At 54.7% G+C, this 26,178-nt stretch carries 19 protein-coding genes and 1 tRNA gene; 4 read left to right on the plus strand and 16 right to left on the minus strand.

The annotated features are described in order from the left end of the window. The 7 genes from GXX57_09475 to GXX57_09505 form a co-directional block, all read right to left on the minus strand. The coding region (locus GXX57_09475; protein ID HHV44877.1) for a PAS domain S-box protein at positions 1 to 2,057 on the minus strand (2,057 nt) is incomplete at its 3' end. A gap of 522 nt (positions 2,058 to 2,579) precedes the next feature. Further along, positions 2,580 to 4,754, minus strand: coding sequence for a family 1 glycosylhydrolase (locus tag GXX57_09480; GenBank protein ID HHV44878.1), 2,175 nt, complete (start codon positions 4,752 to 4,754; stop codon positions 2,580 to 2,582). Positions 4,755 to 5,805: 1,051 nt separating this feature from the next. Beyond that, positions 5,806 to 5,882, minus strand: a tRNA-Arg gene (locus GXX57_09485). Between the two features lie 147 nt (positions 5,883 to 6,029). After that, positions 6,030 to 6,956 (minus strand): branched-chain amino acid transaminase, encoded by a 927-nt coding sequence (locus tag GXX57_09490; protein HHV44879.1) that lies wholly within the window; start codon positions 6,954 to 6,956, stop codon positions 6,030 to 6,032. 31 nt (positions 6,957 to 6,987) lie between these two features. Further along, positions 6,988 to 7,524, minus strand: coding sequence for a chromate transporter (locus GXX57_09495; GenBank protein HHV44880.1), 537 nt, complete (start codon positions 7,522 to 7,524; stop codon positions 6,988 to 6,990). Then, positions 7,517 to 8,077 (minus strand): chromate transporter, encoded by a 561-nt coding sequence (locus GXX57_09500; GenBank protein ID HHV44881.1) that lies wholly within the window; start codon positions 8,075 to 8,077, stop codon positions 7,517 to 7,519. The genes GXX57_09495 and GXX57_09500 overlap by 8 nt, the downstream gene beginning before the upstream one ends. Before the next feature lie 43 nt (positions 8,078 to 8,120). Beyond that, positions 8,121 to 9,041, minus strand: coding sequence for a hypothetical protein (locus tag GXX57_09505; protein ID HHV44882.1), 921 nt, complete (start codon positions 9,039 to 9,041; stop codon positions 8,121 to 8,123). A gap of 289 nt (positions 9,042 to 9,330) precedes the next feature. Here GXX57_09505 and mgtE point away from each other — a divergent pair, with 289 nt between their 5' ends. Continuing rightward, complete coding sequence (mgtE, locus tag GXX57_09510) at positions 9,331 to 10,680, plus strand: magnesium transporter (protein ID HHV44883.1); 1,350 nt, start codon at positions 9,331 to 9,333, stop codon at positions 10,678 to 10,680. A 15-nt stretch (positions 10,681 to 10,695) separates the two neighbouring features. Here mgtE and GXX57_09515 read toward each other — a convergent pair whose 3' ends face one another. From GXX57_09515 to GXX57_09535, 5 genes are all read right to left on the minus strand, one after another. Next, entirely contained in the window at positions 10,696 to 11,835 is a 1,140-nt protein-coding gene (locus GXX57_09515) for an aminopeptidase P family protein (GenBank protein HHV44884.1), read from the minus strand. Between the two features lie 84 nt (positions 11,836 to 11,919). Continuing rightward, positions 11,920 to 12,819 (minus strand): site-specific DNA-methyltransferase, encoded by a 900-nt coding sequence (locus GXX57_09520; GenBank protein ID HHV44885.1) that lies wholly within the window; start codon positions 12,817 to 12,819, stop codon positions 11,920 to 11,922. Between the two features lie 22 nt (positions 12,820 to 12,841). Continuing rightward, on the minus strand, positions 12,842 to 13,327 hold the full coding sequence (locus tag GXX57_09525) for a DUF1854 domain-containing protein (protein HHV44886.1): 486 nt from the start codon (positions 13,325 to 13,327) through the stop codon (positions 12,842 to 12,844). Positions 13,328 to 13,342: 15 nt separating this feature from the next. Further along, complete coding sequence (locus GXX57_09530) at positions 13,343 to 15,580, minus strand: ABC transporter ATP-binding protein (GenBank protein ID HHV44887.1); 2,238 nt, start codon at positions 15,578 to 15,580, stop codon at positions 13,343 to 13,345. A 118-nt stretch (positions 15,581 to 15,698) separates the two neighbouring features. Beyond that, positions 15,699 to 16,466, minus strand: coding sequence for a hypothetical protein (locus GXX57_09535; GenBank protein ID HHV44888.1), 768 nt, complete (start codon positions 16,464 to 16,466; stop codon positions 15,699 to 15,701). Between the two features lie 523 nt (positions 16,467 to 16,989). Between GXX57_09535 and GXX57_09540 the strand changes: the two genes are divergently transcribed. Continuing rightward, a complete protein-coding gene (locus GXX57_09540; GenBank protein HHV44889.1) occupies positions 16,990 to 17,790 on the plus strand; it encodes a helix-turn-helix transcriptional regulator in 801 nt (266 codons plus the stop codon). Between the two features lie 9 nt (positions 17,791 to 17,799). On the opposite strand, the gene GXX57_09545 is transcribed toward GXX57_09540, so the two are convergent. Continuing rightward, positions 17,800 to 18,408 carry a hypothetical protein gene (locus GXX57_09545; protein HHV44890.1) on the minus strand — a complete coding sequence of 203 codons (609 nt, stop codon included), beginning with the start codon at positions 18,406 to 18,408 and terminating at the stop codon, positions 17,800 to 17,802. Positions 18,409 to 18,603: 195 nt separating this feature from the next. On the opposite strand from GXX57_09545, the gene GXX57_09550 reads away from it, so the two are divergent. Beyond that, positions 18,604 to 19,338, plus strand: a complete 735-nt coding sequence (locus tag GXX57_09550) for a trehalose utilization protein ThuA (protein HHV44891.1) — start codon at positions 18,604 to 18,606, stop codon at positions 19,336 to 19,338. 28 nt (positions 19,339 to 19,366) lie between these two features. Here the strand turns inward: GXX57_09550 and GXX57_09555 are convergent, their stop codons facing one another. Continuing rightward, a complete protein-coding gene (locus GXX57_09555) occupies positions 19,367 to 20,134 on the minus strand; it encodes a sugar phosphate isomerase/epimerase (GenBank protein HHV44892.1) in 768 nt (255 codons plus the stop codon). Between the two features lie 127 nt (positions 20,135 to 20,261). Between GXX57_09555 and GXX57_09560 the strand changes: the two genes are divergently transcribed. Beyond that, a complete protein-coding gene (locus GXX57_09560) occupies positions 20,262 to 21,569 on the plus strand; it encodes an amidophosphoribosyltransferase (protein HHV44893.1) in 1,308 nt (435 codons plus the stop codon). 74 nt (positions 21,570 to 21,643) lie between these two features. On the opposite strand, the gene carB is transcribed toward GXX57_09560, so the two are convergent. Together carB and carA are read right to left on the minus strand one after the other, a co-directional pair. Beyond that, positions 21,644 to 24,871, minus strand: a complete 3,228-nt coding sequence (gene carB, locus GXX57_09565) for a carbamoyl-phosphate synthase large subunit (protein ID HHV44894.1) — start codon at positions 24,869 to 24,871, stop codon at positions 21,644 to 21,646. Then, the gene (carA, locus tag GXX57_09570) at positions 24,855 to 25,964 is read right to left on the minus strand and encodes a glutamine-hydrolyzing carbamoyl-phosphate synthase small subunit (GenBank protein ID HHV44895.1); all 1,110 of its coding nucleotides are present in this window, start codon (positions 25,962 to 25,964) and stop codon (positions 24,855 to 24,857) included. The genes carB and carA overlap by 17 nt, the downstream gene beginning before the upstream one ends. Between the last annotated feature and the right edge of the window lie 214 nt (positions 25,965 to 26,178).

Here is a 26,178-nt window from a genome sequence, read left to right on the forward strand (position 1 = left end):
AACTGATCATCGGATGTTGAATAAAGACTGACGTAGTAGTATCGCTGTAGGGGGGCAAAATACATTTCTATGGTTCTTGGCTTCCCGGTACGCAATACCTCGTCGCTAATCCCAAGCAACCCTGTTTCGCGAAAGTCGGGAAGGATCTCCGTCACCCGTCTACCTATCACATCATCGGGTCGCAATCCGGTATACTTCTCAAAGGCGGCGTTCACCCGCAAGAACACACAATCCTCCGGGTTACCTGCCTCATCATAGACTAACCGGAACACCGAAATGGCACTGATGGAATTCTGGAACAGCTCCCGGAATTGTCTTTCCTGCTGCGCCAAGGCCGCCCGTTGTTGGTAGATCTCGGTGACATCATGGAAAACCAGCACAACCCCCAGGATCCGCCCATCCAAATCCACAATAGGCGCCGCACTGTCGGCAATTTGGTATTCGATCCCATCCCGGGCGATCAGGCTGGTGTGATTGGCCAATCCCACCACCCGGCCGGTGCGCAGGATCTGGGACACAGGGTCAGGATGGACCTGTCTGGTGATGGTGCTGATGATCCTAAACACATCGTTAAGGGGCCGTCCCTGAGCTTCCTCCGAGGACCACCCAGTGAGTCTTTCCGCGATGGGATTCATGCGGGTAATGCGGCCGTGGGTATCGGTGGTAATCACCGCATCACCAATGGACTGCAGGGTCACTTCTAAATCCTGTTCCCGCCGCCGCAGGGCCGCCTCTGTCTTCTTCAACTCAGTGATGTCCATAATCAAGCCTTCCAGAAAGCGTAATTCCCCATTCTCATCGTAGACCCCGTTGCCCTGCTCCCAGACCCATTTAATCTCTCCCGAGGCGGTACGGACTTCGTATTCCAGGGTGAGGGTCCTTTTGTCTTTGAGCACTTGTTGCCAAGCGTTCCAAATCTGGGTGTGATAACTGGGCAGGATAAGATCGTTGTATGCGACCCTGCTGTTGCCGATCAGGTCCTCGGGCTCATAGCCAAGGAGCTCCTTCACCCCATCACTAACAAAAAGCATTGTCCAGTGGGGATCATTGCGACACCGGTACGCCATCCCCGGCAGGTTGTTCATCAGGTTCGCCAGCTGTCGTTCCCGCTCCCTTAGGGCATCTAGGGACTGGGCCAGCTGTTCTTCGCTTCTTTTGCGCAATCGCAGGTGCCTGGCCAAGATCACAATCCCTCCGATACTGACCAGCAGGAGCAACGCGATCACCACGATGATCTCATTTCGTTGGGTCTCGGCCACCCGAACCAACTGATGGTACTGGGTGACGTCCATCACAGTACCGAAGACCACTTCCCTTTCGGGGTCATACTCAGCGATGGAGCGGATATCCACGATTGCGCCGTCACTGGGACGCCGGATCCGGAATTCAACGTCGTAGGGCTCTCCCTTTTCAATCAGATTGGCCAGGGCAAGATCTAACATTTCACGATACGGGGGCAGGGGGATGGTTTGAACCGCAGTGATGGTCCACTCCTCGTCACCCAAACCGTAAATCCGCTTTGCCCCCTCGGAAGCCACCACCCGGTTTTCTGTCAAGTGAAACTCCCAGTGGCCAATCCCGCTGATATCCTCGGCCCGCTTTAGACGTTGGTTGTAATCCACCAGGGTTGTTTCTGCTTCAATTCGGGCAGTGATGTCGTGGATAATAGAGAAAAGATAACGGCCTTCGGGGTCCACAGGATAGGAATAGACCTCCACCGTCCGCACCGTACCATCCTTCAGACGGTGGGGAAAGATAAAGTAGTTTCGCTCTTGGGCTGCGGCGTCTTGCCGTTCCCTTTCTATCTGGTCTGGAGGCAGCTGGTTGATCTCATCGATACCCATGCCCACCAGTTCTTCGAGGGAGTAGCCGTAAAAGGCGCTGGCCGCTTGATTTGCTTTTACAATCCTTCCCGTTTCCGTTTCAATCAGGAGCATCACGCTACCATGGACATCAAGGACCTCATCCCAAAAGAACTCACCTTCGTAGGCCAGTCCAATGTTGATCGGCAAGGGGATCACTAGGAGCAAAATCAGGACTAGGAGTCTGAGGGCCAACAATCCGGTCACTCCTTTGCGAAGGAAGGATAGCCGCGGAAACGGTCTATCCCACGGGTATCGAATCACGGCCATTCTAAGCCAGCAGGTCAAAATCCTAAAGACATGTATAGCAATGTACTCTGAAGACCATCCCAACTCATCCTACTATCCACCACCATCCCCTGGTCAGTCAAAATGGTCTTATATATACCCGGAAAAGAAGGATATGTCAACGTGAGGTTCACTGGGCTGCAACAGCTCATCATAGGCCAACATCTTTAAGAGGCGTAGGTATCAAACTGGAATATTTTGTTACATAGAAGCTGGATTACTATCATTGTACCGAAAACCACCCCGTCAAGCAATAAGGCAACTGGCCAATTCCCGAGATTAGACAAACTATGTGATATATTTCGAGCTTTTCCGAGCAATACCCCTTGTTAGGAAAACCACTGAGTATTAGTAAGTACCGCCCTGGAAAGGGCCAGCCTTTCAAGGCGGTACACCTGTTGTCTCTTTCGGCAATTAATCTGCCCACCATCAGTCCAGGCTCAACTGGATGTCTTCACCTTTGAAGACCACAGATTGCGGTTCGGACTTGATCTGTACATAAACACCCCCAGACATCAGCATCGCTGGCTGACGGCGTCCCATCAGATCCACATATTGAACCTCGTTGGCGTTGGTTTTGATCCTTCGCAGGACACTATCGCCCTTTTGCTTCCAGATCACCAACGTCTGTTCCCCTTCGTTACCAAAAAGCAAAGCAAATATCTCCGGATTACCAAAATCTAAGGTCCGCAGGAACTCCTTGTCACTCAGCTGTTCCATCAAGGTCCGTACCGCCACCACCGCGGCCTTGGGGGAAAAGTCCCAACGCACGATCCCGAAGTTATGCTCTAGTTCCTCGGGATTCTCCCCGTCGTTCAGCAAATCATACAGCACATAGGCCTGGTAACCCAAAGCCATGCTGTAACTGATCTTTTTCACCAGTTCACTGGCCTGTTGCCGCTCTGTGCGCCCAGCCCACGTAGAGTAGCCGGCCTCATTGAGCCAGACAGGTATATCTAGCCATCCTGCTGCTTCCATATAGCCGGCAGTATCCTGGGCCGCCTGGAGAAGGTTTGTAAACTCATTATGGGAGTGGAAGGCGTAGATATCCGGTGGTGGATCCGCAAGCAGTGTAAACTGGGGGATAAAATCCGGGCGGCGCTTTGTTTCGGAAAAGCCCCCATTCAACACCAATGCCTGGGGATCCTCCCCGTGGATTGCGGCAATTGTGGCGTTGAAAAGCTCCGCATACTGTTCCACAGTACCTCGCCAAAAACCAATATCCGGTTCATTCCAAATCTCCCAATAGCGTGTATAGTCCTTATACCTAGCCACCGCTTCCCTGGCAAAACGGACAAAGGCGTCCACCTGGGGCGGTGCTTTGTGCCACTCATTCCAGTCGTCACTGTGTACATCTCCTGTGCTGGCCCATCGCGTAGAATAGCACAAAATGGGTAACGGCGTGATCCCGTTTTCCCGCAGGGTAGCGAAAATATAGTCGTAAAGCTCCCAATTAAACACTTCCGGTGTTGGCTGCACCTTATCCCAGGTCAGATCGAAACGGACTGCGGAAAAACCAACCCGCCTGATCAGTTCCACTTCCCTTTGAATATCCGCCGGATCCCGTCGACCCAAATGGGCTGCAACGGCGAAAATAAAGGAAGGAGAATCAAAGGGTCCCTCAAGGGGCTTCATGATGGCGATGCGCTGCTCCGCCCTTTGGCACACATTACCCCAGGCATCCACCAGTTCTCCATGGAGGTAGATAATTCCCGTCTGCTGTGCCCCCAGAGAAATATCCACGGTAACCCGGTCCCCTGGGGCCAAGTGTAGTTGCTCCTGCCCCCGAGCCAGTTGGTTGCCATCGAAATCCACAGCCCACCAGCGCAGTTCGCCTGCAAAGTCTTCTTCCACCGCTTGCAAACGCCGGTTATCGGTCAAGGTCCACAACGAAGCATAGACTTCCGCCGAACACACGATGGGAGTATGCGGTGCAATGATACCGTGGGGATCCGGCACCGTTAACGATAAAGACAAATGGGTCACCTCCTGTTCCCTTACCTCCACCAGTTCAATGGGACCAAGATAGAAGGTACCGGTGGCAGAAGTTGTGGTGGCATTGAAGGTCAGTCCCCAAAAGCGCAGGGGATAGTCCAGCACTCCATCGGCGTTGCCCCCCCAAGAACCTTCGGGACTGTTCAGATCCAATTCCATCTGAAATTGCCGCCACTCAGCCCCATTGAGCACCTCGCCCATTTCTCCAAAGCGATACTGGAACACTTCTCCCGTGGCATCGGCAAAGCGGATGTTCCCCCGGGTAAAATGGTTTTGCCCCGCTCCCTTGATCCACATCCGCAAAATCATCTTTTCGCCGGAGAAGTCCAAATCCACATGTCGCGCCCATTCCAGTTCCACCCACTGACTTCCCCCCGCCCCGCTGAAGACATAGTCCACTTGGATTGCCGCAGGACCAAAGGGATACCCATCCCTGGCAACACTGACCACAGTGCCGTCTTGATTGCGTCCCTTTACCGGTTGCAGAAAGTGTTGTGGGGTAAAGCCGTCGAAATCTTCGTAGAATACCGGTGCACCCATCGTCAGACTGCTACACAAAAGGATGCAGACAAACGCCAGCAGAGGTACTTTGCACAAAAGGCTGCGCATCGAAGCACTCCTTTCTAGGCAATGTCACTACCCCATTGGGACAGTTTAGGTTTTCCTCCATGGTCACGTCCAGCAGTGGTCTTCAATACATATGCGTAAGAGCCTATCACCACCTCCCATGCATTTTTTCAAGCAGTCTTTTCTAAAACATTTGGCCAATGCATCACCGGGGGCCTAGTGTAACCTATGTAGGGTGATGGGGAAATATAAGGCCAGAATGCAGGTGACACAAAGAAAAAAGCATCTCCAACGGAGAACATACCGGACCCCCTCTGGACTCCGGGCCAAACAAGAACCCCGCATCGCTTTTATACATGAAAATCGTATAAGGGATTCCCAGTGTCCACCACCAGGGTTAGCAAAGGGAGAAAGTAATGATTCCCCTCAATCATCACCTGCTGATTTGTTATTCCCGGTTAGACAAAACAGCTATCTCGGATTAGGCCACGCTAGTGTCTCACTTCCACAAAGGAGGTCCCCTTCCCTGCTGTAATCAAAGGAATATCGAATCCTGAAGGATCTTGCCACAATTACGGACTGAAAAACAGCCGGTTGGCACTAGATAGCTCGCCCCCCCAGATACATGACAACTGGACAGGAACCAGGACTAGCTTTTCATTGGCAAGAGAAGAAATCTTGATCGCCTTCCAGCTGCGATACAGTGTAGTAGGTGATCGGTAAACCCAGCGCATACGCTTCAATGACATGAGCGATCTGGTACAGCTCGCCGTTGCATTGATGTTATTTCTATTGCGATCTGTGGCAGGGCCCCAGTTCTTCTCTTCTTGCACGGGAACCAAGTGCTATTCCACTGGTTAAGGGGAAAAGCGTCGATTGTCACCGGAAGACACGAGAGTCTGATCCGAAAACATGCGCCTGCCCCGCAATTGCTGTTAGGGTAGCTTAGGCCTCACTCTAAAACCACATCGGTCTTCCCACGGATATCCCCTTGACCGCGTATCAACTCAAACCCCGTTGGATTGCCGGAACCCGATTTCCCCCAACCTAAAATGGGCAAAAAAAAAGACCCTTGTATAACAAGGGTTTAGAATGGTGCGCCCGGCAGGACTCGAACCTGCGACCTTCTGATTCGTAGTCAGACACTCTATCCAGCTGAGCTACGGGCGCAACGTAGGTTTATTATAACACGCCCTTTCGATTCTGACAAGGCTTCCGAACTATCGAAAAGAAAAAACTCTAGATTTCCACCAAAAAGGGAACGAAGAAGACAGCTTCTGCCTAAGACCCCGGCTGGGGCCTTAGGCAGAAGTGTACTTACTTCTTAACGTAAGTCAACCACCCGTAACGGTCTTCCGTCCGACCATAGACCAGATCAAAGAAGGCCTTTTGGAGCTTCTCGGTGATGGGACCGCGCCTGCCGCCTCCCACCTGGATCCGGTCAACACTACGGATCGGTGTAATCTCCGCGGCAGTACCGGTGAAGAAGACCTCATCGGCGATGTAGAGCATTTCCCGCGGGAGGTTCTCCTCTACCACCTTATAGCCCATGTCTTTGGCTAACACCATGATGCTGTCCCGGGTGATCCCACTGAGGATCGAGGCACTGCGGGGTGTAGTGTAAAGAACGCCATCCCTTACAACGAAAAGATTCTCCCCACTACCTTCGCTGATCAGCCCATTTTGGTCAAGGGCAATGCCCTCATCGTAGCCATTGGCGATGGCTTCCATTTTGATGAGCTGCGAATTCAGATAGTTGCCCCCCGCTTTCGCCAGGGCCGGAAGGGTATTGGGCCGGGTCCGGCTCCATGTGGCGGTACACACATCGGCCCCCTGTTCCAGGGCCTCCTCACCGACGTAGGTCCCCCACTCCCAAGCTGCCACCGCGCACTCCACAGGACAAGTGAGGGGATTTACGCCCAACTGATGGAAACCCCGGAAAACCACGGGACGGATGTAACAAGCATCCAGATTGTTAACGCGCACCGTCTCGATGATCGCTTCGTTAAATTCTTCCTGGGTATAGGGGATTTCCATGCGGTAAATCTTACAGGAGTCGTACATCCGCCTGGTATGATCCTGTAAGCGGAAGATCGCAGGTCCCTGGGGCGTGGAATAACAGCGCAGACCTTCAAACACACTAGAGCCATAGTGCACCACGTGGCTAAGTACGTTGATGGTGGCATCTTGCCAATCGACGAACTTGCCGTTGAACCAGATCTTTTTTCCTTGAATCCAATCCATACCTATACTCCTTCTCTCACCAGTTTTGTTGTTAAAACAACAGGACACCCATCAGGCCCGCTGCCAACAGAGCCCAGATGGGATGTATTTTGAACTTAAAAAGGCCAAATCCCACGACTAAAGCAATCCCAATGGCCTTGAAATCCGCGTGCCAACCCGGAAACAGAGTGCTTGTTCCCAGGAGGAAAGCTGCAGCGGCAATGAGCCCCACCACCGTAGGACGCAGAATCTTGAAGATCGCATCCACCACCGCGTTCGAACGAAATCGCGACAAGAACTTCGAGATTATGATCACAAGGATCAATGAAGGTAAGGCCACCGATATTGTCGCCACCGCCGAACCCCAACCCCCCGCCACCCGATACCCCACAAAGGTAGCTGCATTGATAGCAATGGGACCCGGGGTCATTTCTGAGATAGCAAGGATATCCGTAAACTCGCTGGCGGTAAGCCATCCGTGACGGGCCGTCGCCTGTTGGATGAGAGGCAGCATGGCGTAGCCACCACCGATGGTGAACAAACCAATCTGAAAAAACGCTCCACCGAGAAGCAAAAGAAGCTCAATCATCGGCTTTTTTTGCCTCCCTTCCCAGTTCCTTTGATCCAGCGTCCCTGTGTAATCTATGGGCGTACCACCAAGAGGCAACCCCATACAGGGCAGCGAGGATAATCACCATGATGGCCGAGAGCAAATTGAAAGCCACCGCCACAAAGGCCAGGAGCCCAATCGCTAAATCCAGTCGCTTCTTCACAGAACGGCGGGCTACAGACCACGCCGCATAGAAGATTAAAGCCACCACCCCAGCCCCGGCTCCACGCATTAGCTTTACCACGATGGGATTGTCCTGCACTCGGGAAAAGCCCTGCGCGATCAACAAAATGACTAGGAAAGACGGTGTAATCATGCCAATTGCTGCGGCAACAGCACCGGGAATTCCCCTTAGTCGGTACCCGATGAACATCGCCGAGTTGATGGCGATGGCTCCGGGCATCGATTGGGCCATGGCATAGATGTCCAGGACTTCCTGCCGTTCTACCCAGCCCCGGCGGTCAATGACCTCCCGTTCAATCATCGGCAACATGGCATAACCGCCACCGAGGGTGAAACCACCTACTTTCATAAAGGTTGACATGATTTGCCACAGACTAACCAATTAACTACACCTATTCTTCTTGTAATTTAGCCACCAAAGGCACGATCTGCTCTTCCACGTCGGCTTCCGTTTCAGGTTTAGCAACGCCGTCCAGCAAGATCCATTCTTCCACATATTCTACCGTTTCATCGGGAGCTAGTAAAGTCAAGGAACCTAGGGTCTCCAGTTCCAGCATCCAATCACAGGTGTACATCTCCACCGAACTGCCACCGTCGGGATAGGGTTCGCCCTCGTAGTAATCGAAGAGCTTCACGAACAGATGGTTGTTGTTGGCATAGGCGGTCCAGCCATCATTGGCGGAAATCCCCAGCTTGAAGGGATCGGTCACCGCGGGATCCTGCTTGAGCAGGATATACTTCTCACCCCACAGCACCCGGGGGTCCTGCATATTGGTGTAGGGCCACAAGGTCAAGGTGCGGTTGGGTAGCAACCCTTCGGGATGGGCCTTGGTCGGCTGGGGAACGATGGCCACGCCACCCACATCCATCACCGAGAGGGCCCAGGGGGCCAGTTCGATCTCCCAGACACCCATATTGGTCATCCGATGCACCACCGTCACCCGTGGGGCGTCAGGGTCCAAAGTGATTTCCAGCTCCTTGCGCACCTGGGTGTTGGTCTCCACATTCTGGGTTAGGATGACTCCCGTGTCCAACTCCCGATATTGCACCGGCTCACTGTCGGGGTAATAAGTACGGTTTAAATACTCGGGACTGTGCCAAAACCGATGTCCACCGAAGATACACCATTCCTTTTGCCGCGTCTTGCCCGCCTGGTCGGCCTTGACGGCAAATTCGTTAGGGCCACCGGGCAGGCCAAGGTGGATGACTCTGGGACCCACATCGGTGGTCACCACCAGCTCCAGGGCACCGTTGGAAAGTTCTAAACAATTGGGCCAACCGGCGTACTCCCTTTTTACAATCCTTATGCCCATCTGACTCACTTCCTTTGATCTGGAATTTGTCCCTTCAGTGTATTTTCGCCACCATCGGAGCGATTCCTGCTCCTGGATGAAGCCCAAACCCTTTGCGGAATTGTGCTTTCCACCGTTTAGCTCTATAATGAAACGGGATGGTCATCTACGTATACAGATTACCAACCCTTCAAACAATGGGCTTAAGGAGGTGAGTTGTAGATGGACCCTGACCCGTCTAGAAACTGCATGGAGGTCTTTCGCAACTCACTTCTGAGACCTCCGTACTTATCTTTGGGAGGTGCCCAACATGGAACTGGACATGATGCAACGGATTAATCAGCTGCTCTTTGAGCGCAAATACGAAGCCGTTCGCAGCCTACTGCAGGAGCAGCACCCCAGGAAGGTGGCTGATCTCCTTGCCCTCATGGAGCAACCGGCCAAGGCTTTGACCTTCCGCCTATTACCCAAGGACTTTGCCATCGAAGTCTTTGAGTTTATGGAGCAAGAGGAACGGACCAGCTTGCTGAAATCCATGACCAACCAGCAGGTGGCGGACCTGTTGAATGAGATGTCTCCGGATGATCGTACCGACCTTTTGGAGGAGTTGCCGGCCAAGGTCACGAAACATTATCTGTCTTTGCTGTCACCGGAACAGCGTAACATTGCCAATCAGCTTTTGGGCTATGCCGAAGAAAGTGCCGGCCGCTTGATGACCACGGAATTCGTGGATCTGAAAGAACATCAGACGGTGGAAGAAGCCCTGGAGCACATCCGCCTTACTGCGCCGAACACGGAGACAATCTACAACTGCTACGTGATCTCCAATGGCCGGGAGTTAGTGGGCGTCATCACCTTACGGGAACTGATCCTAGCTCCCCTGCAGGCTGCGGTGGGAGAAATCATGCATCGCAAAGTGATCAGCGTCACCACCGACACCGACCAGGAACAGGCGGCCCGCTTGATGACCGATTACGGCTTAAGTGCCCTGCCCGTGGTGGACAGGGAAAACCGATTAGTGGGGATCATTACCCATGACGACATCTTGGATGTGGTAGAGCAGGAAAGCACCGAAGACATCCACCGCATGGGCGGTGTCACCTCCGCGGGGAGAGACTACTTCCAAGAGGGATTTGTCGGGCGGGTGAGAAAACGCCTCGGCTGGCTTATCGTCCTCATTCTTCTGCAGAGCTTGACCAGTGGTATTATGCAACGGTATTCCTTCGCGTTGGAATCTGCGGTGGCCTTAGCCTTTTTCATCCCCCTCCTCATGGATACCGGGGGTAACACCGGCACCCAATCCGCCACCTTGACCATCCGGGGAATTGCTTTGGGCAGCCTGGATCAGCATAGTATCATGCGCTTGTTCGGTCAAGAGCTAGCCACTGGCGCCTTCATGGGCACGATCCTAGCCGCCATCGCTTTCCTCCGGAGTTATCTTTTCTCCGGCCAAGACCTAATGCTGAGTTTAGTTATTGGGCTGTCCTTAGGAGTTATCGTGCTTTTTGCCAATTTGGTGGGATTGTTGCTCCCCCTCGTGGCCAAGATGCTTCGGCTTGACCCGGCGGTGATGGCCGGTCCCTTCATCACCACGTTGATCGACGTTACGGGACTCATCCTCTATTTTGAAACCGCAAGGTTTTTGTTGGGGATCATGTAACCCAAGGGCCAAGGTTCACACCTTGGCCCTTAGTATCTCCTCGGAAGCAGTGGTCAGGATCTCGCATCCTTCTTCCGTCACCAACACCGTATTCTCGATCCCGACGATCCCCAATTCCGGTAAAATCACCTTCGGCTCCACCGCCAGCACCATCCCCGGGACAACGGGTGCCTCAAAGCGGCTGGTGAGGACCGGGTATTCATTTAACTCCAATCCCACTCCGTGCCCCACAAAACTCACTTGGTCCTTACCGATCCCCATGAAATAATCCCGGTAGCCGAGCCGGGTGACTTCCTCTAGGGCCCGGCGGTAAACCTCGGAACACTTTGTCCCGGGCCTTAAGCTTTGGAGGATCACTTCCTGCACCTGGAGCATCGCCCCATAGGCCTCCTCAATTCCGGGTTTCGGTGACCCCAGGGTAATAACTCGACTTTGATCCACCACATATCCCTCATAACCGCCTAGGTAATCTAACAATATGGGATCGCCCGGCTGGATGGAGGCCTTGCTGGACCCGTAAGCAATACAATTGTATGCCCCCGGCCCGCCATGGGGTGAGTCCATCCGGGAGGTACGCAAAGCTGACTGACCCGCAATAGCAGTCCCAAAGGCCACTTCATTGTTGTACCCTTGCATCCGCACCAGGCCCTGATGGCCCTGGGACCGCAGATAGCCCTCGATCCTAGCCGAAAGCTCCAACTCCGTAAGACCCGGTTCCTGTTCCAAGACTTCTACGGCAAAGCGAGGCACCCCCGCCACCTGTTTGGCCGCCTCTTTGAGAAGCTCTACTTCGGCCGGGGATTTGACGGCTCTAATCATCCGTAAATCGTGGCCAATATCCACGATCTGGCCATCGGGGAAGATCTTGTGGAATTTCTCCGCCACCAGATAGGGCATCACATCTAGCTCCAAACCCACCGTCAGCCGCGTGGTCCCCAGCTTCAAGATTTCCGGGATCTGGCTGTAGCTTTTGTATTCCTTGATGTTCCGCCAACGGGATTCTTCCAAGACCCGCTTAAGACCCCTGCGCACCAAGACCGTCGGTTCCGGATCGTCCTTTCCCAAACACAGGCTGGCGTCCATTCCGGTATTGGTGAAATAATAAAGGTTCGGTCCGTAGGTCACGATCACAAGATCGATGCCCCTGCTTTCCATCAGTTCCCTTAAACGTCCAAGACGCCCTCTACCTTCCGACACAGTAATCTACACACTCCCTATCACCAAAAATCTACCTTTTCGTCAATCGTCCCAAAGGGTCCTTTGGTTCCGTTGCCGAAGATGCAAAGCAATGCGTTCTTTCGCAAGCTTTGTGTACTCCGGTGAAATATCATAGCCGATGTAGTACCGGCCCGCTTCCAAGGCGGCGATACAGGTTTGTCCACTGCCGCAGAAGGGGTCCAGCACAATATCCCCGGCAAAGCTGTAAAGCTGAATCAAACGAGCCGGGAGCTCCAAGGGAAAGGGGGCCGGATGTCCAATTTGCCTGGCGGAAACCGTGGGGAACCGCCAAATGCTTAAGGTATACTCCAGAAACTGATCCCGTTCGATGGTATCTTCCTTGTCACCCTTGTTCCTTTTGTATTGCCCCTTGCTAAAGACGAGGATATACTCGTGGACATCGCGCAAAGTGGGATTGGAAGCGGACTGCCAACTTCCCCAGGCACAGGAGGCGCCGGCACTGGCCTCCTTATCCCAGATGATCTCTCCCCGCATCAAGTACCCAATATCCAGCATATCCTGAATGATGTAGGCATGCAAGGGAATATAGGGTTTTCTGCCTACGTTGGCCACATTAATGCAGGCCCGTCCCCCCGGGACCAGCTTCCTGTAGGTTTCCGCGAAGACATCCCTCAACAGTTGACGGTACTCGTCCAAAGACAGGTCCTCATCGTATTCTTTGCCCACGTTGTAAGGCGGTGAGGTGATCATCAGATGAACGCTATTGTCGGGAAGCTCGTCCATACACCGGCTGTCCTTCGTATAGACCACATTCACTTCCCGCACAGGTACTTCCGTCCCATCCCAGACCTTCTCTTCCGCCAAGTCATGATACAGATTCCGCTCGTAGAACTTCGAAGCGTCATGGCTTTCCCGACTCTTCACTCCGAAGCTGCTGGTCTTAGAACCCCGCTTTTTCATCTTTGCTCTTCCAACCACCCTGCTACACTTCTAGCTCAATCTTATCCCGACTCTTCTCATCGAGCTTGCGCAAATCCCTGATCTCATACTTATTCCCGTCGGCATCCCGCACCACCAAATGGTGATCCGAAAGCCAGGTCACATCCCGGCGGCGACTACGCACCACGAAGTCTCGCTCCCCCCGATCGGTGATGGTCTTCCAGATCCACACTCCGCCCTCTTCCCCAATGCTTTTAATCCCCACGATCTCGGGCATATAGTGTTGACGGTCCAGGTGGCTCTCCACTAAAGCCACGGACCCGGGATCTAGCCGCCGGTAGTCCTTAATCAAGCCCAAAAACTTCCCTTCCACCGAAGACACCACAATAAGCTCCCGGGGGCCCTTAAGAGGAAAAGGGCGTTTCACCACTACCGGACCGAGACAGTCTTTTCCGGTCCAACAAACCAACTGTAAACCCTCGTTTTCTTCGAACCACACATCTTCCAAGACTCTCCGTTCTTGGTCCATCCCCAAGCCCCCCTACTACGCGGTATATTGAATGATATCCGATTGCATCCGGACCAGCCGGGCAAACAGACCGTCCTTTTCCAACAGCTCCTGGTGAGTACCCACTTCCACAATGCGGCCTTGGTCCACCACCACCAACCGATCCGCATTCTGCAAAGTCGACAGCCGGTGGGCAATGGCAATGGTCGTCCGATTGGCGATGAGGCGGTTGATGGCCTCTTGGATCAAGCGCTCCGTTTCCGTATCCACCGCCGAGGTAGCTTCATCAAGGATAAGGATCTTAGGATCCTTGAGGATCGCCCGGGCAATGGAGATCCTTTGCTTTTGTCCTCCGGACAGGCGCAGTCCCCGCTCCCCGGTCTGGGTGTCGTAACCGTCAGGACACTCCATGATAAAATCATGGGCATTGGCGGCAATGGCCGCGGCAATGATCTCTTCTTCCGTGGCATCGGGAACTCCATAGGCAATATTCTCCGCGATGGTCCCGTGGAACAGCAAGGGTTCCTGGGGCACCATGCCAATATGACTACGGAGGGAACCTAGATCGATGTCCCGGATATCATGACCGTCAATATAGATGGCACCGGCGGTTACATCATACAACCGCGGGATCAGGTTCACCAGGGTAGTCTTGCCTCCGCCGCTAGGTCCCACCAGTCCAATCATCTCACCCGGTTCAATCTGCAGGTTGATCCCCTCTAGCACCGGCTCTCCCACTTCGTACTCAAAATAGACGTTTTCGAAGCGAATCTCTCCCCGCAGTTCCCGAAGAACGATACCTCTACGCTCCGGTGTCCGCTCCGGTTCCGTGTCCAGAATCTCAAAGACCCGTTCCGCCGCGGTGGCCGCCTCCTGAATCACATCGCTAAAGCCCGCCAATTCCCGCAAGGGACCATAAAATTGGTTCACGTAGTACAAGAAGGCCACAAGGCCCCCCACTGTCAGCTGCCCGCTGGTAATGACGAAGTACCCGCCAAGGCCCCAGATGGCCACAACACCCAGTGCGGTGGCTAACCCCAGCAGAGGGGAAAAGACACTGCGGAACCGGGCCGCTTCCAGATGGCGATCAAACAGCTCATCACTGCGACGGGTGAACTTGGCCACTTCCCGCTGTTCCTGCACAAAGGACTTGACGATTTTCACCCCGGGGATGGCATCGGCTAGCACCGAGTTCATCAGGGCCCTGCGCACCCAGATCCGCCGGTACACCTTGGAGATCTTTTGGGCAAACAGGTTGGAGGCCAAGACTAATAAGGGCATCGGCAGCAGGGTGATTAAGGCCAGCTTCCAATCGTACCGGAACATGATCGCGCCCACGCCCACCACCATGATGGCATTGAAGACTACCTTCTGCACACTTTGGACAATGAACCCCTGTAGGTTTTGGGTGTCGCTGGTGGTCCTGGACATGATGGAACCGGTACGCACCGTGTCGTAGAACCGCAAGCCTAGGAACTGCAGATGCTGGTAGGTCTCGGTGCGCAAATCGCGGACCACCGACTGCCCCAGCCAGCTGATCATATATGAATGGATACCGCTAATTAGGGCGTTGGTGGCATGGACCAGGGCCAGAAGGGCCACCAAGGTCTTCAGCCGCCCCAGATCTTTCACAATTAAGACCTCATCCACTAGACGTCCTGTAAGGTAGGGTGGGGCCATGGACAGGATACCACCGGCCACCAACAAAAGGAAGGAGATTATCGCAACGGGTACGTAGGGTTTCAGATACCGGAGTAACCGCTTCATCAGTCGGCCTTTATCCAGACAGCGGGGGCATACTCCCCGTCTTTTCAGTGACCCACACACGGGACAACGATTGGCATCCAGGGCCACAGGCCTTCCTGGCGTTTCCCCGGGGATCGCTCCCAGCGTCTCCTTTAGCTGCTCCACCAATTCCATGACACCGGGCAAAGCACTAAGGGAACAACGGGCAATTCTCTGCCTGGTGTCCGCGCTCCTAAGGTAAACCATGGCATTTCCGACAAAATGCTCAATTTCCGCATCGGCTATCGTCACCAGGTCCACACTGTTTTCTATCTTGTGCGCCATGGGGTCAAGCACCAGTAGGCGATTACTGGTGAGAACGATTAATCGCGTCCTATACTTCCCATCGAGATCCAAGTCCGTTCCAGCGACGTAGGTCGTCTTTTCACCGGGAAGGAACAGATGGCCAAACTCCCTCTGCACCACCGGTTGTAGTTCCTCCGCTGACTGTTGCCAAGCGTGATCCCAATCCTGTACTGGACCGCTCAAGTCCAACCCCTCCAGATTTGGTTATTTTCTTCGGAGATTAGAATACTTGTGAGGAAACAAAGTTGACTTCAGATGGTCGCCACCACCGAAAGAGGATTGTCACCGTAAGTATCGGGGATTAACTGGTTTCTTCGATCTCCTTTTTGGCCCGGAGAGCACGCAGGGTTTGTCCTGCGGCATCGGTGTTCTCAAAGGATTCGAAGATAATTTGCTCGTTCGCGTACTGCACACGGTTCATAATCGCGGGGACAATGCGATGCAGACCCATGACCCGGCCGCCCACCTTGACCACGGTCTCCCGCTGGGTAAGCCCCAGCTGCTCCAGGCAGGCGGTGACACAAGCCCCTAGGTTATTCCCTACCACATTGACCAGACGAACGGCTAAAGGATCTCCGCTGGCGGCCGCCGCCGAAAGCAGACTAATGATCTTCTCTAACCGCCCCGTATCCTTCCTGTAGCCGGTGTACAGCCAGGTGAGCAGTTCATCCAAGTCGCGAAAACCCAAAACCTCCAACAACGAACCGCGGAGCATGGACGGTTTTTGACGACCGTCCCGAATCTCCAAGATACTACCCACTGTGAGCAAAGCCACTTCATACAGGGAACCACCACTGCCCAAGGGCACCGGCCAGTCCCCACAGATCCAGGTATACCCATCTTGACGGCGGCCCACGGCAAAGGCCCGCAGATCCGCCCAGAGGACGATCCCTTCGGGCAGCTCTTCCGGATCGATCAACCGCTCCGCCTCACTGATATCTAACACCTCAGCCTGGGGCCAAAGCTGCCCGATGCGGCGCTCCAGAATCCGTCGGGAACTATCCGGCATACACAACCCGATAGACCTTGGCTGTTCCTCACCCAGTTGTTGCTGAATTTGCTTTAGCAAAGGGTCAATCTGCGAAGTGAATTCCTGCGGTGGCATTGTGCGAGCATCACAGGCAGGTCCAGCCCCCTTGTGCACATCGGAAAGGCAGTTGCTGTGGCAAAGGGCCCAAGAGGACTGCCATTCATCGCCATAGATCGCCAGTAGCCATCCCGGACTGACTCTCTTTCTTCGTTGTAGGAGTTTGCTCAGCGATTGCCGCCACGATCGACTGCCCAATGGGAATCTGGTTCCTTTCTAAGTAACCCACTAGAATCACTTTACATCCTACCAGAATCGGTAACTTAAGGCAAGTACAAAGGAAGCATTCAGTAAGCATGTGTGCCCACTCACCTCGCCCTGCCCTGCACTACACCCGATATTCTACCCTATACTCCTTCTTCCTGAGCGTCCCCGAAGAAGGAAACCAGCGGGTTTGCAAGAATGTAGTTTAGTGAACGCAACCTTCAAAGGTGTACAAAGCGAGGAATTATGCTGAAGGGGGTAGGAAGAGGAGGCGGCCCCACGGGGCAACCTTCGTGTCCATATGGCAGAACTCGATGGCATCATCCCCGAAGTGACCTATGCCGTGGATCGGGATTGTCGCTTGTTTTCCCAGTGGCACATCCCCAAACGGGTTCTCAAGGACGAATGCAATTTTCTCCTCTTCTTGGGTGGAACCGCCTGGTTCGACTACCAGGGAGAAGTGCGACAGGTGGGCCAGGGGGATCTGGTCTGTGTGCTCGCGGGAGAGGAACATGCCGCTTGGACCTGCCTTGAAGATCCCATGCATTGCTATGCCTTCAACTTCCGGATCTATTCCCTCCCGGACCGCAAACCGGGGCACTTGGAGCTACCCCGCTTTAGCCAGCCTGCCAATTTCAAGCAACTGCAGTACCTCTTCCACCGCCTGGTCCAACATTGGGTGGCGGGTCGGCACAATTACCGCGCCAAGTGTCGCAGTATCGCCCTGAACATCCTTTACGAAATCGACTACTGGCAGCATACCCGCCTTGCTCCCCAACGGGCGGACCAGGTGGAACAGGTGATCGAATACCTGATGAGCAACTACCACCACCAGATTACCCTGGAGGATATGGCCAAAGTCATCCACGTCAACCCCGTCTACTTCAGCAGGATCTTCAAGATCGCCACCGGTCAGACCCCGATCCAATACCTGACCGCCATCCGGATCAACAAGGCCATCGACCTGTTGCGCGAATCCCAGGAGAGCATTACGGAGATCGCCTTTAAGCTAGGCTACAAAGACCCCTCCTATTTCAGCCGCGTGTTCAAAAAGTCCACAGGCGTATCTCCCCTGGAGTATCGACGACAACGGCAAAAATGAAGAGCTTTCTTAGAGGAAGTCCTCGGGGGACATTTTCCTTGCCCAAATGTAATGGTACTCCTCCGCAGAACCCCATTCTCCGGGAGCAATTCCCAGCTTTGCCCCCTGGGGATCAAAGTCCGGCTCCACGTCGAAGACCAGCCGAATGATGTACTGAATGTTGGGCGTGAGTTCCAAAAAGAGCATGATATGGCTGTATTCGTCACTGCTACTCAGACTAGAGGTAAGGGTGCCCGTCTCCGACATTGCATACCGCCGCCCGGTACTGTCCACCAACTGCACCCGGGGTGAGTACAAGGTGGCGGGCGCCTCCCCGATATTCACCGCCCACAGATCGAGGATATAAAACACACCGGTGGCTTTCTCCTTCAACGTAGTACCAATCTCCTGCTGAAAATGAGCGTCCAGCACTCCGACAAGGAAAGGACCGCAGCTGGCCACAGGGATAAAATTCTTCCCGTCGCGCAGAATCATGATGTATTCCACGGGATAGGCCTCGGCGGCCACCTTGACCGTGGCGGAACAAGCCATAACAAGGAGTAACAATGACCAACAGTACATCCTTAGGAGCTTCCGCAAGGTGATCACGTCCTTCTTGTGGACTTTGGGCTGAGGCACAGTACCAACAAAAGCGATTCTTACCGGTCCTTGACTTTCAGTTACCGTTATTCGGCATTTCCTGGGGATTCTCCTCCTTGGGTTTTGCGCAGTTGGGAAGGAATCTTTCCCTCACAACAGAAGTAATTTCATTGTAAACAAGGGAGCTTCTGCCGGGCCTGGAACCGGTTACAAAGTTCCAAAGGAGGCTAAGCAATGACCAGCAAAATCCGTGTGACTGTCTGGCACGAGTATTTGCACGAAAAGAGAAACCCCAAGGTAGCCGAGGTCTATCCCGAGGGGATCCACGGTGCGATCGCTGCGCATCTACGCACCCATGCCGATATGGAAGTCAGGACGGCAACTTTAGAAGAACCGGAGCACGGGCTGACCGATGAAGTACTGGCGAATACCGATGTGCTCATCTGGTGGGGCCATGCCGGCCATCATCTCGTAGCCGACGAAGTGGTGGAGAAGGTCTGCAACCGGGTACTGGAGGGGATGGGTTTTATCGCCCTGCACTCAGGCCACTTTTCAAAGCCCTTCAAGAAACTGATGGGGACCTCCTGTGATCTGCTCTGGCGGGAAGATGGGGATAAGGAGCGGTTATGGGTGGTCAATCCGGGACACCCCATCGTGGAAGGCCTTGGTCCTTACTTCGAGATCCCCCACACCGAGACCTATGGTGAGTTCTTCGACATCCCGGAACCCGACAGCCTGATCTTCATCAGTTGGTTTGAAGGCGGAGAGGTCTTCCGCAGCGGTTGCTGCTATTACCGGGGCAGCGGTAAGATCTTCTATTTCCGCCCCGGACACGAAACCTTTCCAATTTTCTACCAGCCTGAGGTTCAGAAGGTAATCACCAATGCCGTGCGTTGGGCTGCACCGGTTAACGGCCCTGCCCGCCGTTTCGGGCATGTGCGACCCTTGGAAAAGCTAAATAGAGAGTAAAGGAAGCGCCGCGGCGCTTCCTTTATTCTTACTCCAGGCCCATGGCCTTTAGATTCTTCAGGCTGATGGCTAAACTCTCGAAGGGATCCCGTTGACACTGATCCTGCTCCACCGCATACCAACAGACCCCCGCCTCTTTGCAAGCCTGGAGGATAGCTGACCAGTTCAGATTTCCCTCGCCCACTTCCGCCATAACCTGACGGCCCTCGCTGATGGCCATGTCCTTCAAGTGCACGATGCGCATCCGACCCGAGACCTTTTTAACCCAGGCCGCGGGATCCCCACCACCATGCTGAATCCAGTAGGTATCAATTTCCGCCAGGACCACCTCGGGGTCGCTCTCTTCGAGAATAATATCCAAACCCAGCCGGCCATCGAATTTCTCCAACTCGAAGCTGTGGTTGTGATAACTAAAGGTGAGGCCCTCCTCCGCTAGTTTCCGTCCGACCACGGTGGCCTCCTGGGCAAAAAGCTTGTAGCCTTCGGCGCCGTTGCGGTATTTGCCCGGCATGCTGCCGATCGCCACATGCTTACACCCCCACAGCTTATGTTCGTCCACTACCTGCTGAAACTCCTGCTGGAGACGTTCAAAGCTCACATGGGTGGCCGCGGCCACTAACTGGTTTTCCTGAAGCCGCTTAGCTAACTCCTCGGGATCTATGGGACCAAGACCGGACAACTGAACCGCCCCATAACCGATCTCCTTCACCCGTTCTAGGGTCCGGGCAATGTCCTCCGGTGTCTTCAAAAACTCACGCAAGGTGTACAATTGTGCCGCAATAACAGTTCCAGCCATACCATTACCTCCTCCTGGTGGTCTACCTTAGTATTCGCCGCCAGAATGCTGAATCCTCCGTCCCCCTTGACGCTAGGTTTGTCAACATCTATGATTAAACTATGACAACGGCAGGAGGCATCAGCAATTGGGCGGAGTATTAGGACTGAACTATCGGGAACATCATTGTATCGGGGATCTACAGGATGGCATTTTCCAACTTCAACACCGGGGCCAGGAATACTGTGGTTTTGCCACCACCGACACCCGACTTCACTATGAGTATTACCCAGGGCTGGTGTCGGCCAATACCAACGCGGCCCAATTAGAACGCTTTCCCGGCCGCGTGGGAGTGGCCCACGTCAGTCTGTCCACACCACAGCCGGTGGTACTGCAATCCCGCCTAGGTCGCTTTGCGATCGTCTTCGACGGCGTAGTAAACAACGCGGAAGAGCTGAAGGAAGAATTACTCCAGGCCGGTTCGGCCTTCGCCTACGGCACCGACGGCGAGATCATCGCCCACTTGATCATCCAGGGAAAGGATATTGTCGAAGGGCTGGCCCGGCTACCGGAGAAGATCAAAGGGGCCTATTCCCTTTTGTTGCTGACGGAGGAGGGTCGATTGTTTGCCGCCCGTTGTCCCCGTGGGGTCAGACCCTTGGTGATCGGAGTCAATGACGAGGGAACCTGTGCCGCTTCGGAATCGGGGACCTTGGATTGGCTAGGTGTCCAACAATTCCAGGACGTGGAACCGGGGGCCATCTACGAGCTTACACCCACCGGGTTCAACAAGCTATGGGAAAAGCCCGCGGAGCGGATCACCCATTGCGCCTTCGAATATGCCTACATGGCCCGGATCGATGCGGTCATCGACGGCGTCCCCGTCAGTCAGGCCCGGAACAATTTCGGTTCGGCCCTGGCGGCCCGGGATAGCAACATCAAGGCCGATGTGGTGGCGGGCGTGCCCATGTCCGGCTTAGGTCATGCCCTGGGTTACCACATGGCCTCCCAGGTACCGTACAGTATCGTCTTCGACTACAACCGGTACGCCCACGGCCGCAGCTACATCCCCCCCACCCCCGCCGAACGGAAGCGGATCGCCACCAGCAAGCTCTTCATCGTAAAGGAAGCGGTGAAAAACAAACGGATAGTCCTCTGCGATGATTCCATCGTCCGGGGCACCCAGATTGCCCATCGGGTGGATGAATTGATAAACGCGGGGGCCCGGGAAGTCCATGTACGGATCGGTGCACCAAAGCTGAATTACCCCTGTATCTATAGCATTTCCACCCGGTCGGTGGAGGAACTCATCGGTGCCCACCGCACGGAGGAGGAAATCTGCCGCATCCTGGGAGCCACTAGCCTAAGATACAATACAGTGGAGGATTTCGTGGCGGCCATTGGCCTGCCGAGGGAAAAACTGTGTCTGGCCTGCTGGCTGGGGCCTAACGGTTGAGCTTCCTTGCATAAAGGTTACTATACCTATTCCTAAATAGCACAGGCGCAGGTTCCACCTGCGCCTGTGGTGTCTTACCAACCCTTCAGCTGATGATACTCCTGCAGGGTCTTCACAGTCAATTTCCGTTTTCTCAAGGCCTCGATGGCCTGCAAGCAGGCCTGGGCCCCCTGTAGGGTGGTCACCAACGGAATTCCTCGGGATACGGCTAGGGCCCGCATCCGCCGTTCGTCCACCCGGGGCAACTTACCGCTGGTGGTGTTGATGATCATCCCCACTTCCCCGTTTTTGATCAGGTCTAAGACGTGGGGCCGACCTTCATGGATTTTGTGCACCTCTTCCACGGCAATGTCGTTTTGTCGCAGGACACTGGCCGTACCCTTGGTGGCCACCAGTTCAAAGCCCAGGTCCACCAGGCGCCCGGCCAACATCACCGCATGGCGCTTATCCTGATTCTTCACACTGATGAAGATCTTGCCCTTTTGGGGCAAGCTTTGACCTGCGGCCAGCTGGGATTTCGCAAAGGCCATTCCAAAGGAAGTATCAATCCCCATCACTTCACCGGTGGATTTCATCTCGGGACTAAGCAGGGCATCCACTCCGGGGAAGCGATTGAAGGGCAGCACCGCCTCCTTCACCGCCACGTGGGAGATCTGCACCTCCTGGGTGAAGCCCAACTCCTTCAAGGTCTTCCCGATCATCACCTTCGTCGCGAGCTTCGCTAGGGGTACCCCGGTGGCTTTGCTAACGAAGGGCACCGTCCGCGAGGCCCGGGGGTTTACTTCCAGGACGTAGACAATGTCGTTTCGCACCGCAAACTGGATGTTCATCAAGCCCTTGACCTCAAGCTCCAGGGCCAAGGCCCTTGTGATCTCCGCAATCTCTTGAATTAGCTCCTCAGCTAAACTGATACAGGGCAACACACAGGCACTGTCCCCGGAATGGATCCCCGCCTCCTCAATGTGTTCCATGATGCCGCCGATGACCACCGTCTCTCCGTCCGCGATGGCATCCACGTCGATTTCAATGGCATCCTCCAGGAACTTGTCGATGAGCACCGGGTGATCCGGGCAGACCTCCACCGCCGTTTGCATGTAGCTTTCCAACTCCGCTTCATCGTGGACGATCTGCATGGCCCGCCCACCTAGGACGTAGGAAGGCCGCACCAAAACCGGATAGCCGATCTGGGCCGCAATCCGCCGGGCCTCCTCCACCGAGGTGGCCGTCCCATTGGGGGGCTTGCGCAGGTTCAACTTTTCCAACAGGGCGTTAAAGCGTTCCCGGTCCTCGGCCCGGTCGATACTATCGGGACTGGTACCCAAAATGGGGACCCCAGCCTCCAGCAAGGGGTTGGCCAGATTCAAGGGGGTCTGGCCCCCGAACTGGACGATGACGCCCATGGGTTTTTCCCGGTCGATGATGTCTAGCACATCTTCTCTGGTCAAGGGCTCGAAATACAAACGATCCGAAGTGTCAAAGTCGGTACTGACGGTCTCGGGGTTGCTGTTTACCATGATGCTTTCGATGCCTTCCTCCCGGAGAGCATAAGAAGCATGGACACAGCAGTAGTCAAATTCGATCCCCTGGCCAATCCGGTTGGGGCCACCACCGAGGATGATCACCTTCTTTCGGTCCGTAGCCCGGGACTCATCGTGGGTACCATAGGTGGAGTAGAAGTACGGCTTCGTGGCTGCAAACTGGCCCGCACAGGTATCCACCTGTTTGAAGACCGAGGTAAGCCCCTGCTTTTTCCGGTGCTCCCGCACCTTCAGCTCGTCCATCCGGTAGATGTGGGACAGCTGCAAATCGGAAAAGCCCATCTCCTTCGCTTCTTTTAAGACATCCACCGGCACCTCGTCTAAACTGTTCCACTGCCTAAGCTGTCGCTCCATCTCCACGATCTCCTGCATATTGGCCAGGAACCAGCGGTCGATCTTGCTAAGCTGGTAGAGTTTTTCGATGGACATACCCCGCCGCAGCCCCTCCCTGACGTAAAAGATCCGTTCGTCACTGGGTGTGCGGATCCGCTCTTCCAAGGTACGGTCATCTACTGCCGTCAGTTCCTTCCCGTCGGCGCCAAAGCCAGCCCGGCCCACCTCCAGACCCCGTAATCCCTTCTGCAGGGCCTCTTTGAAGTTGCGGCCGATGGCCATGGTCTCACCCACAGATTTCATGGAGGTGGTAAGCACCCGCTCTGCCTCGGGGAATTTCTCAAAGGTGAACCGGGGCATCTTCACCACACAGTAATCCAAAGTAGGCTCATGGAAGGCCGAAGTGGTGCCGGTCACTTCGTTCTTGATCTCGTCCAGGGTGTACCCCACCGCCAACTTCGTGGCCACCCAGGCAATAGGGTAGCCGGTGGCTTTAGATGCCAGGGCGGAGCTTCTAGACACCCGGGGGTTCACCTCGATAATCACCGTCTCGCCGGTGTCAGGGTTAACGCCCAGTTGAATGTTGGCCCCACCAGCCTCAATGCCAATCTTACGGATCACCCGTCGGCACAGGGCGGTCAGCTGGTTGTACTCCTGGGCGGAAAGGGTCTGGGCCGGGGCCACCACGATACTATCCCCCGTATGCACCCCCATGGGATCGATATTCTCCATGGACGTCACCAGGACCACGTTGTCGGCGCTGTCCCTGATAACCTCAAACTCGATCTCCTTCCAACCCAACACCGATTGCTCCACCAACACCTGACCCACGGGGCTGGTGTTGATCGCCACCGCGGCATAATCCTTCAATTCCTCGACGTTATATACCACACCGCCCCCGGAGCCGCCCAGGGTAAAGGCGGGACGGAGAATTAAGGGAAAACCGATCTCCTCGGCGATCTCCAAGGCCTCTTCTACGCTGGTGGCAATGCCGCTTTTGGGGACGTTCACCCCGATTTCCGCCATGGCCTTGCGAAACAGATCCCGGTCCTCCGCCCGGGCGATGGTCTCAGGACTGGCCCCGATGACCTCCACCCCGTAGCGATCCAAGACCCCCGATTTCGCCAGGAATACCGCCAAGTTCAGGGCTGTTTGTCCCCCTAGGGTGGGCAGTAACGCGTCGGGGCGCTCCCGCTCGATGATCTTTGCCAACACCGGCTCTAGCAAGGGCTCCACGTAGGTGCGATCCGCCATCACCGGATCCGTCATGATGGTAGCTGGATTGCTGTTCACCAGTACTACTTCGTAACCCTCTTCCTTCAGCGCCTTGCAGGCTTGGGAGCCGGAATAGTCAAATTCACAGGCCTGTCCGATGACAATGGGCCCCGAACCAATGATCATGATCTTCTTTAAATCAGTCCGTTTGGGCATTTGTGTCACATCCTTCCCGGGCACCTACGCTATTGACTAACATGGCGTAGAACTTGCGAAATTCCGGACTAACGTCGCCCTCGATATATACAGGAGTGTATTGGACACCAAAGGCTTGATAATCTTTACTGACAATTCCCTCGATGGTCTCATCAACCAGGTTCACATGGCTAACGGTCACGTCCGGTGGTACACTCTTTTGATCCAGGACGTAACCATGGTTCTGCTCCGTAATGGCCAGTTTCCCGGTGCTGAGCTCCTTCACCGGATAGTTTGCCCCCCGGTGGGGTACGGTAAGGGGTTGTGTTTCCATCCCCAGGGCACTGCCCAGCACCAGATGTCCCAATCCCACCCCGAAGATGGGAAGATAGGGCAGAAGCTCTCGCACCGTACCGACCACTGCCGGAATCTGCTGGGGACTGCCCGGGCCACTGGATAGGAACACACCATGGGGCGCAAGTCTCCTTATGTCCGCACCACTGGTTCCCGCGGGCACAACGGTCACCCGGAGTCCCAGCTCCCTAAGCTGCCGTAGCTGGGAGTTGGTCACGCCCAAATCCAGGACCACCACATGGTAAGGGTTCCCAATCCCCGGAGCATACTGATAAGCCTCGGCACAGGTCACGTCTAAGGCCGATCCGGCGGACACCGGCTGGGTCCTAAGCTGATCTAGCACCTCCGCCACATCCATATCACCACAGACGATAGCCCCCAGCTGGGGCCCCGTTTCCCGCAGTTTCAGTGCGAGGGCCCGGGTATCAACGCCCGTAAGGAAGGGAACCCCCTGTTCCTCCAGAAAAGTGGCGAGATCCTCCTCGGCTCGCCAATTACTGTAAATCCGGCTGCGACGGTCTAAAATAAGACCTGCCAAACGGCAGGTCTTCGATTCCAGATCATTAAAATTTATGCCATAGTTGCCAATGAGTGGATAAGTCATCACTACCAATTGCCCAAAGTAGGCAGGATCGGTGATCACTTGATCGTAGCCGACCATCTTCGTGTTGACGACCACTTCACCAACATATACTCCCCGCGTACCACTCGCCGAGCCTGTATAAACCGTTCCATCCTTTAGTACAAGCAGGGCCTTCACCCAACCATCATCCTTTCTCCCCTTGGGTCCGTTCCAAAAGTAGGGAGTTCTACACGGGAGACAAAATTCCTTCTTGAAGTTTCAAAATAACTGGGGTTTTGACATAAGCCCAGGGAAAAAAAGAAAGAACGTGTGCTAAGTTGACCGTTCGATCCCATATCGTTCCAATATTTCATCTGGCGTGCCAAGCTCCTTTGGCAGTAGTCTCACCGTG

This window comes from Bacillota bacterium (assembly GCA_012839765.1).
In the GTDB taxonomy this organism is placed as follows: Bacteria; Bacillota; Limnochordia; order DUMW01; family DUMW01; genus DUMW01.

Bases quoted from the DNA above. Each gene is read 5' to 3' on its own strand.
- GXX57_09525 (HHV44886.1), bottom strand. From the start codon at position 13,327: ATGGACCAAGAACGGAGAGTCTTGGAAGATGTGTGGTTCGAAGAAAAC.
- GXX57_09480 (HHV44878.1), bottom strand. From the start codon at position 4,754: ATGCGCAGCCTTTTGTGCAAAGTACCTCTGCTGGCGTTTGTCTGCATC.
- GXX57_09540 (HHV44889.1), top strand. From the start codon at position 16,990: ATGGCAGAACTCGATGGCATCATCCCCGAAGTGACCTATGCCGTGGAT.
- carB (HHV44894.1), bottom strand. From the start codon at position 24,871: ATGCCCAAACGGACTGATTTAAAGAAGATCATGATCATTGGTTCGGGG.
- GXX57_09550 (HHV44891.1), top strand. From the start codon at position 18,604: ATGACCAGCAAAATCCGTGTGACTGTCTGGCACGAGTATTTGCACGAA.
- GXX57_09555 (HHV44892.1), bottom strand. From the start codon at position 20,134: ATGGCTGGAACTGTTATTGCGGCACAATTGTACACCTTGCGTGAGTTT.
- GXX57_09490 (HHV44879.1), bottom strand. From the start codon at position 6,956: ATGGATTGGATTCAAGGAAAAAAGATCTGGTTCAACGGCAAGTTCGTC.
- GXX57_09500 (HHV44881.1), bottom strand. From the start codon at position 8,077: ATGAAAGTAGGTGGTTTCACCCTCGGTGGCGGTTATGCCATGTTGCCG.
- GXX57_09505 (HHV44882.1), bottom strand. From the start codon at position 9,041: ATGGGCATAAGGATTGTAAAAAGGGAGTACGCCGGTTGGCCCAATTGT.
- GXX57_09515 (HHV44884.1), bottom strand. From the start codon at position 11,835: ATGGAAAGCAGGGGCATCGATCTTGTGATCGTGACCTACGGACCGAAC.
- GXX57_09520 (HHV44885.1), bottom strand. From the start codon at position 12,819: ATGAAAAAGCGGGGTTCTAAGACCAGCAGCTTCGGAGTGAAGAGTCGG.
- mgtE (HHV44883.1), top strand. From the start codon at position 9,331: ATGGAACTGGACATGATGCAACGGATTAATCAGCTGCTCTTTGAGCGC.
- GXX57_09495 (HHV44880.1), bottom strand. From the start codon at position 7,524: ATGATTGAGCTTCTTTTGCTTCTCGGTGGAGCGTTTTTTCAGATTGGT.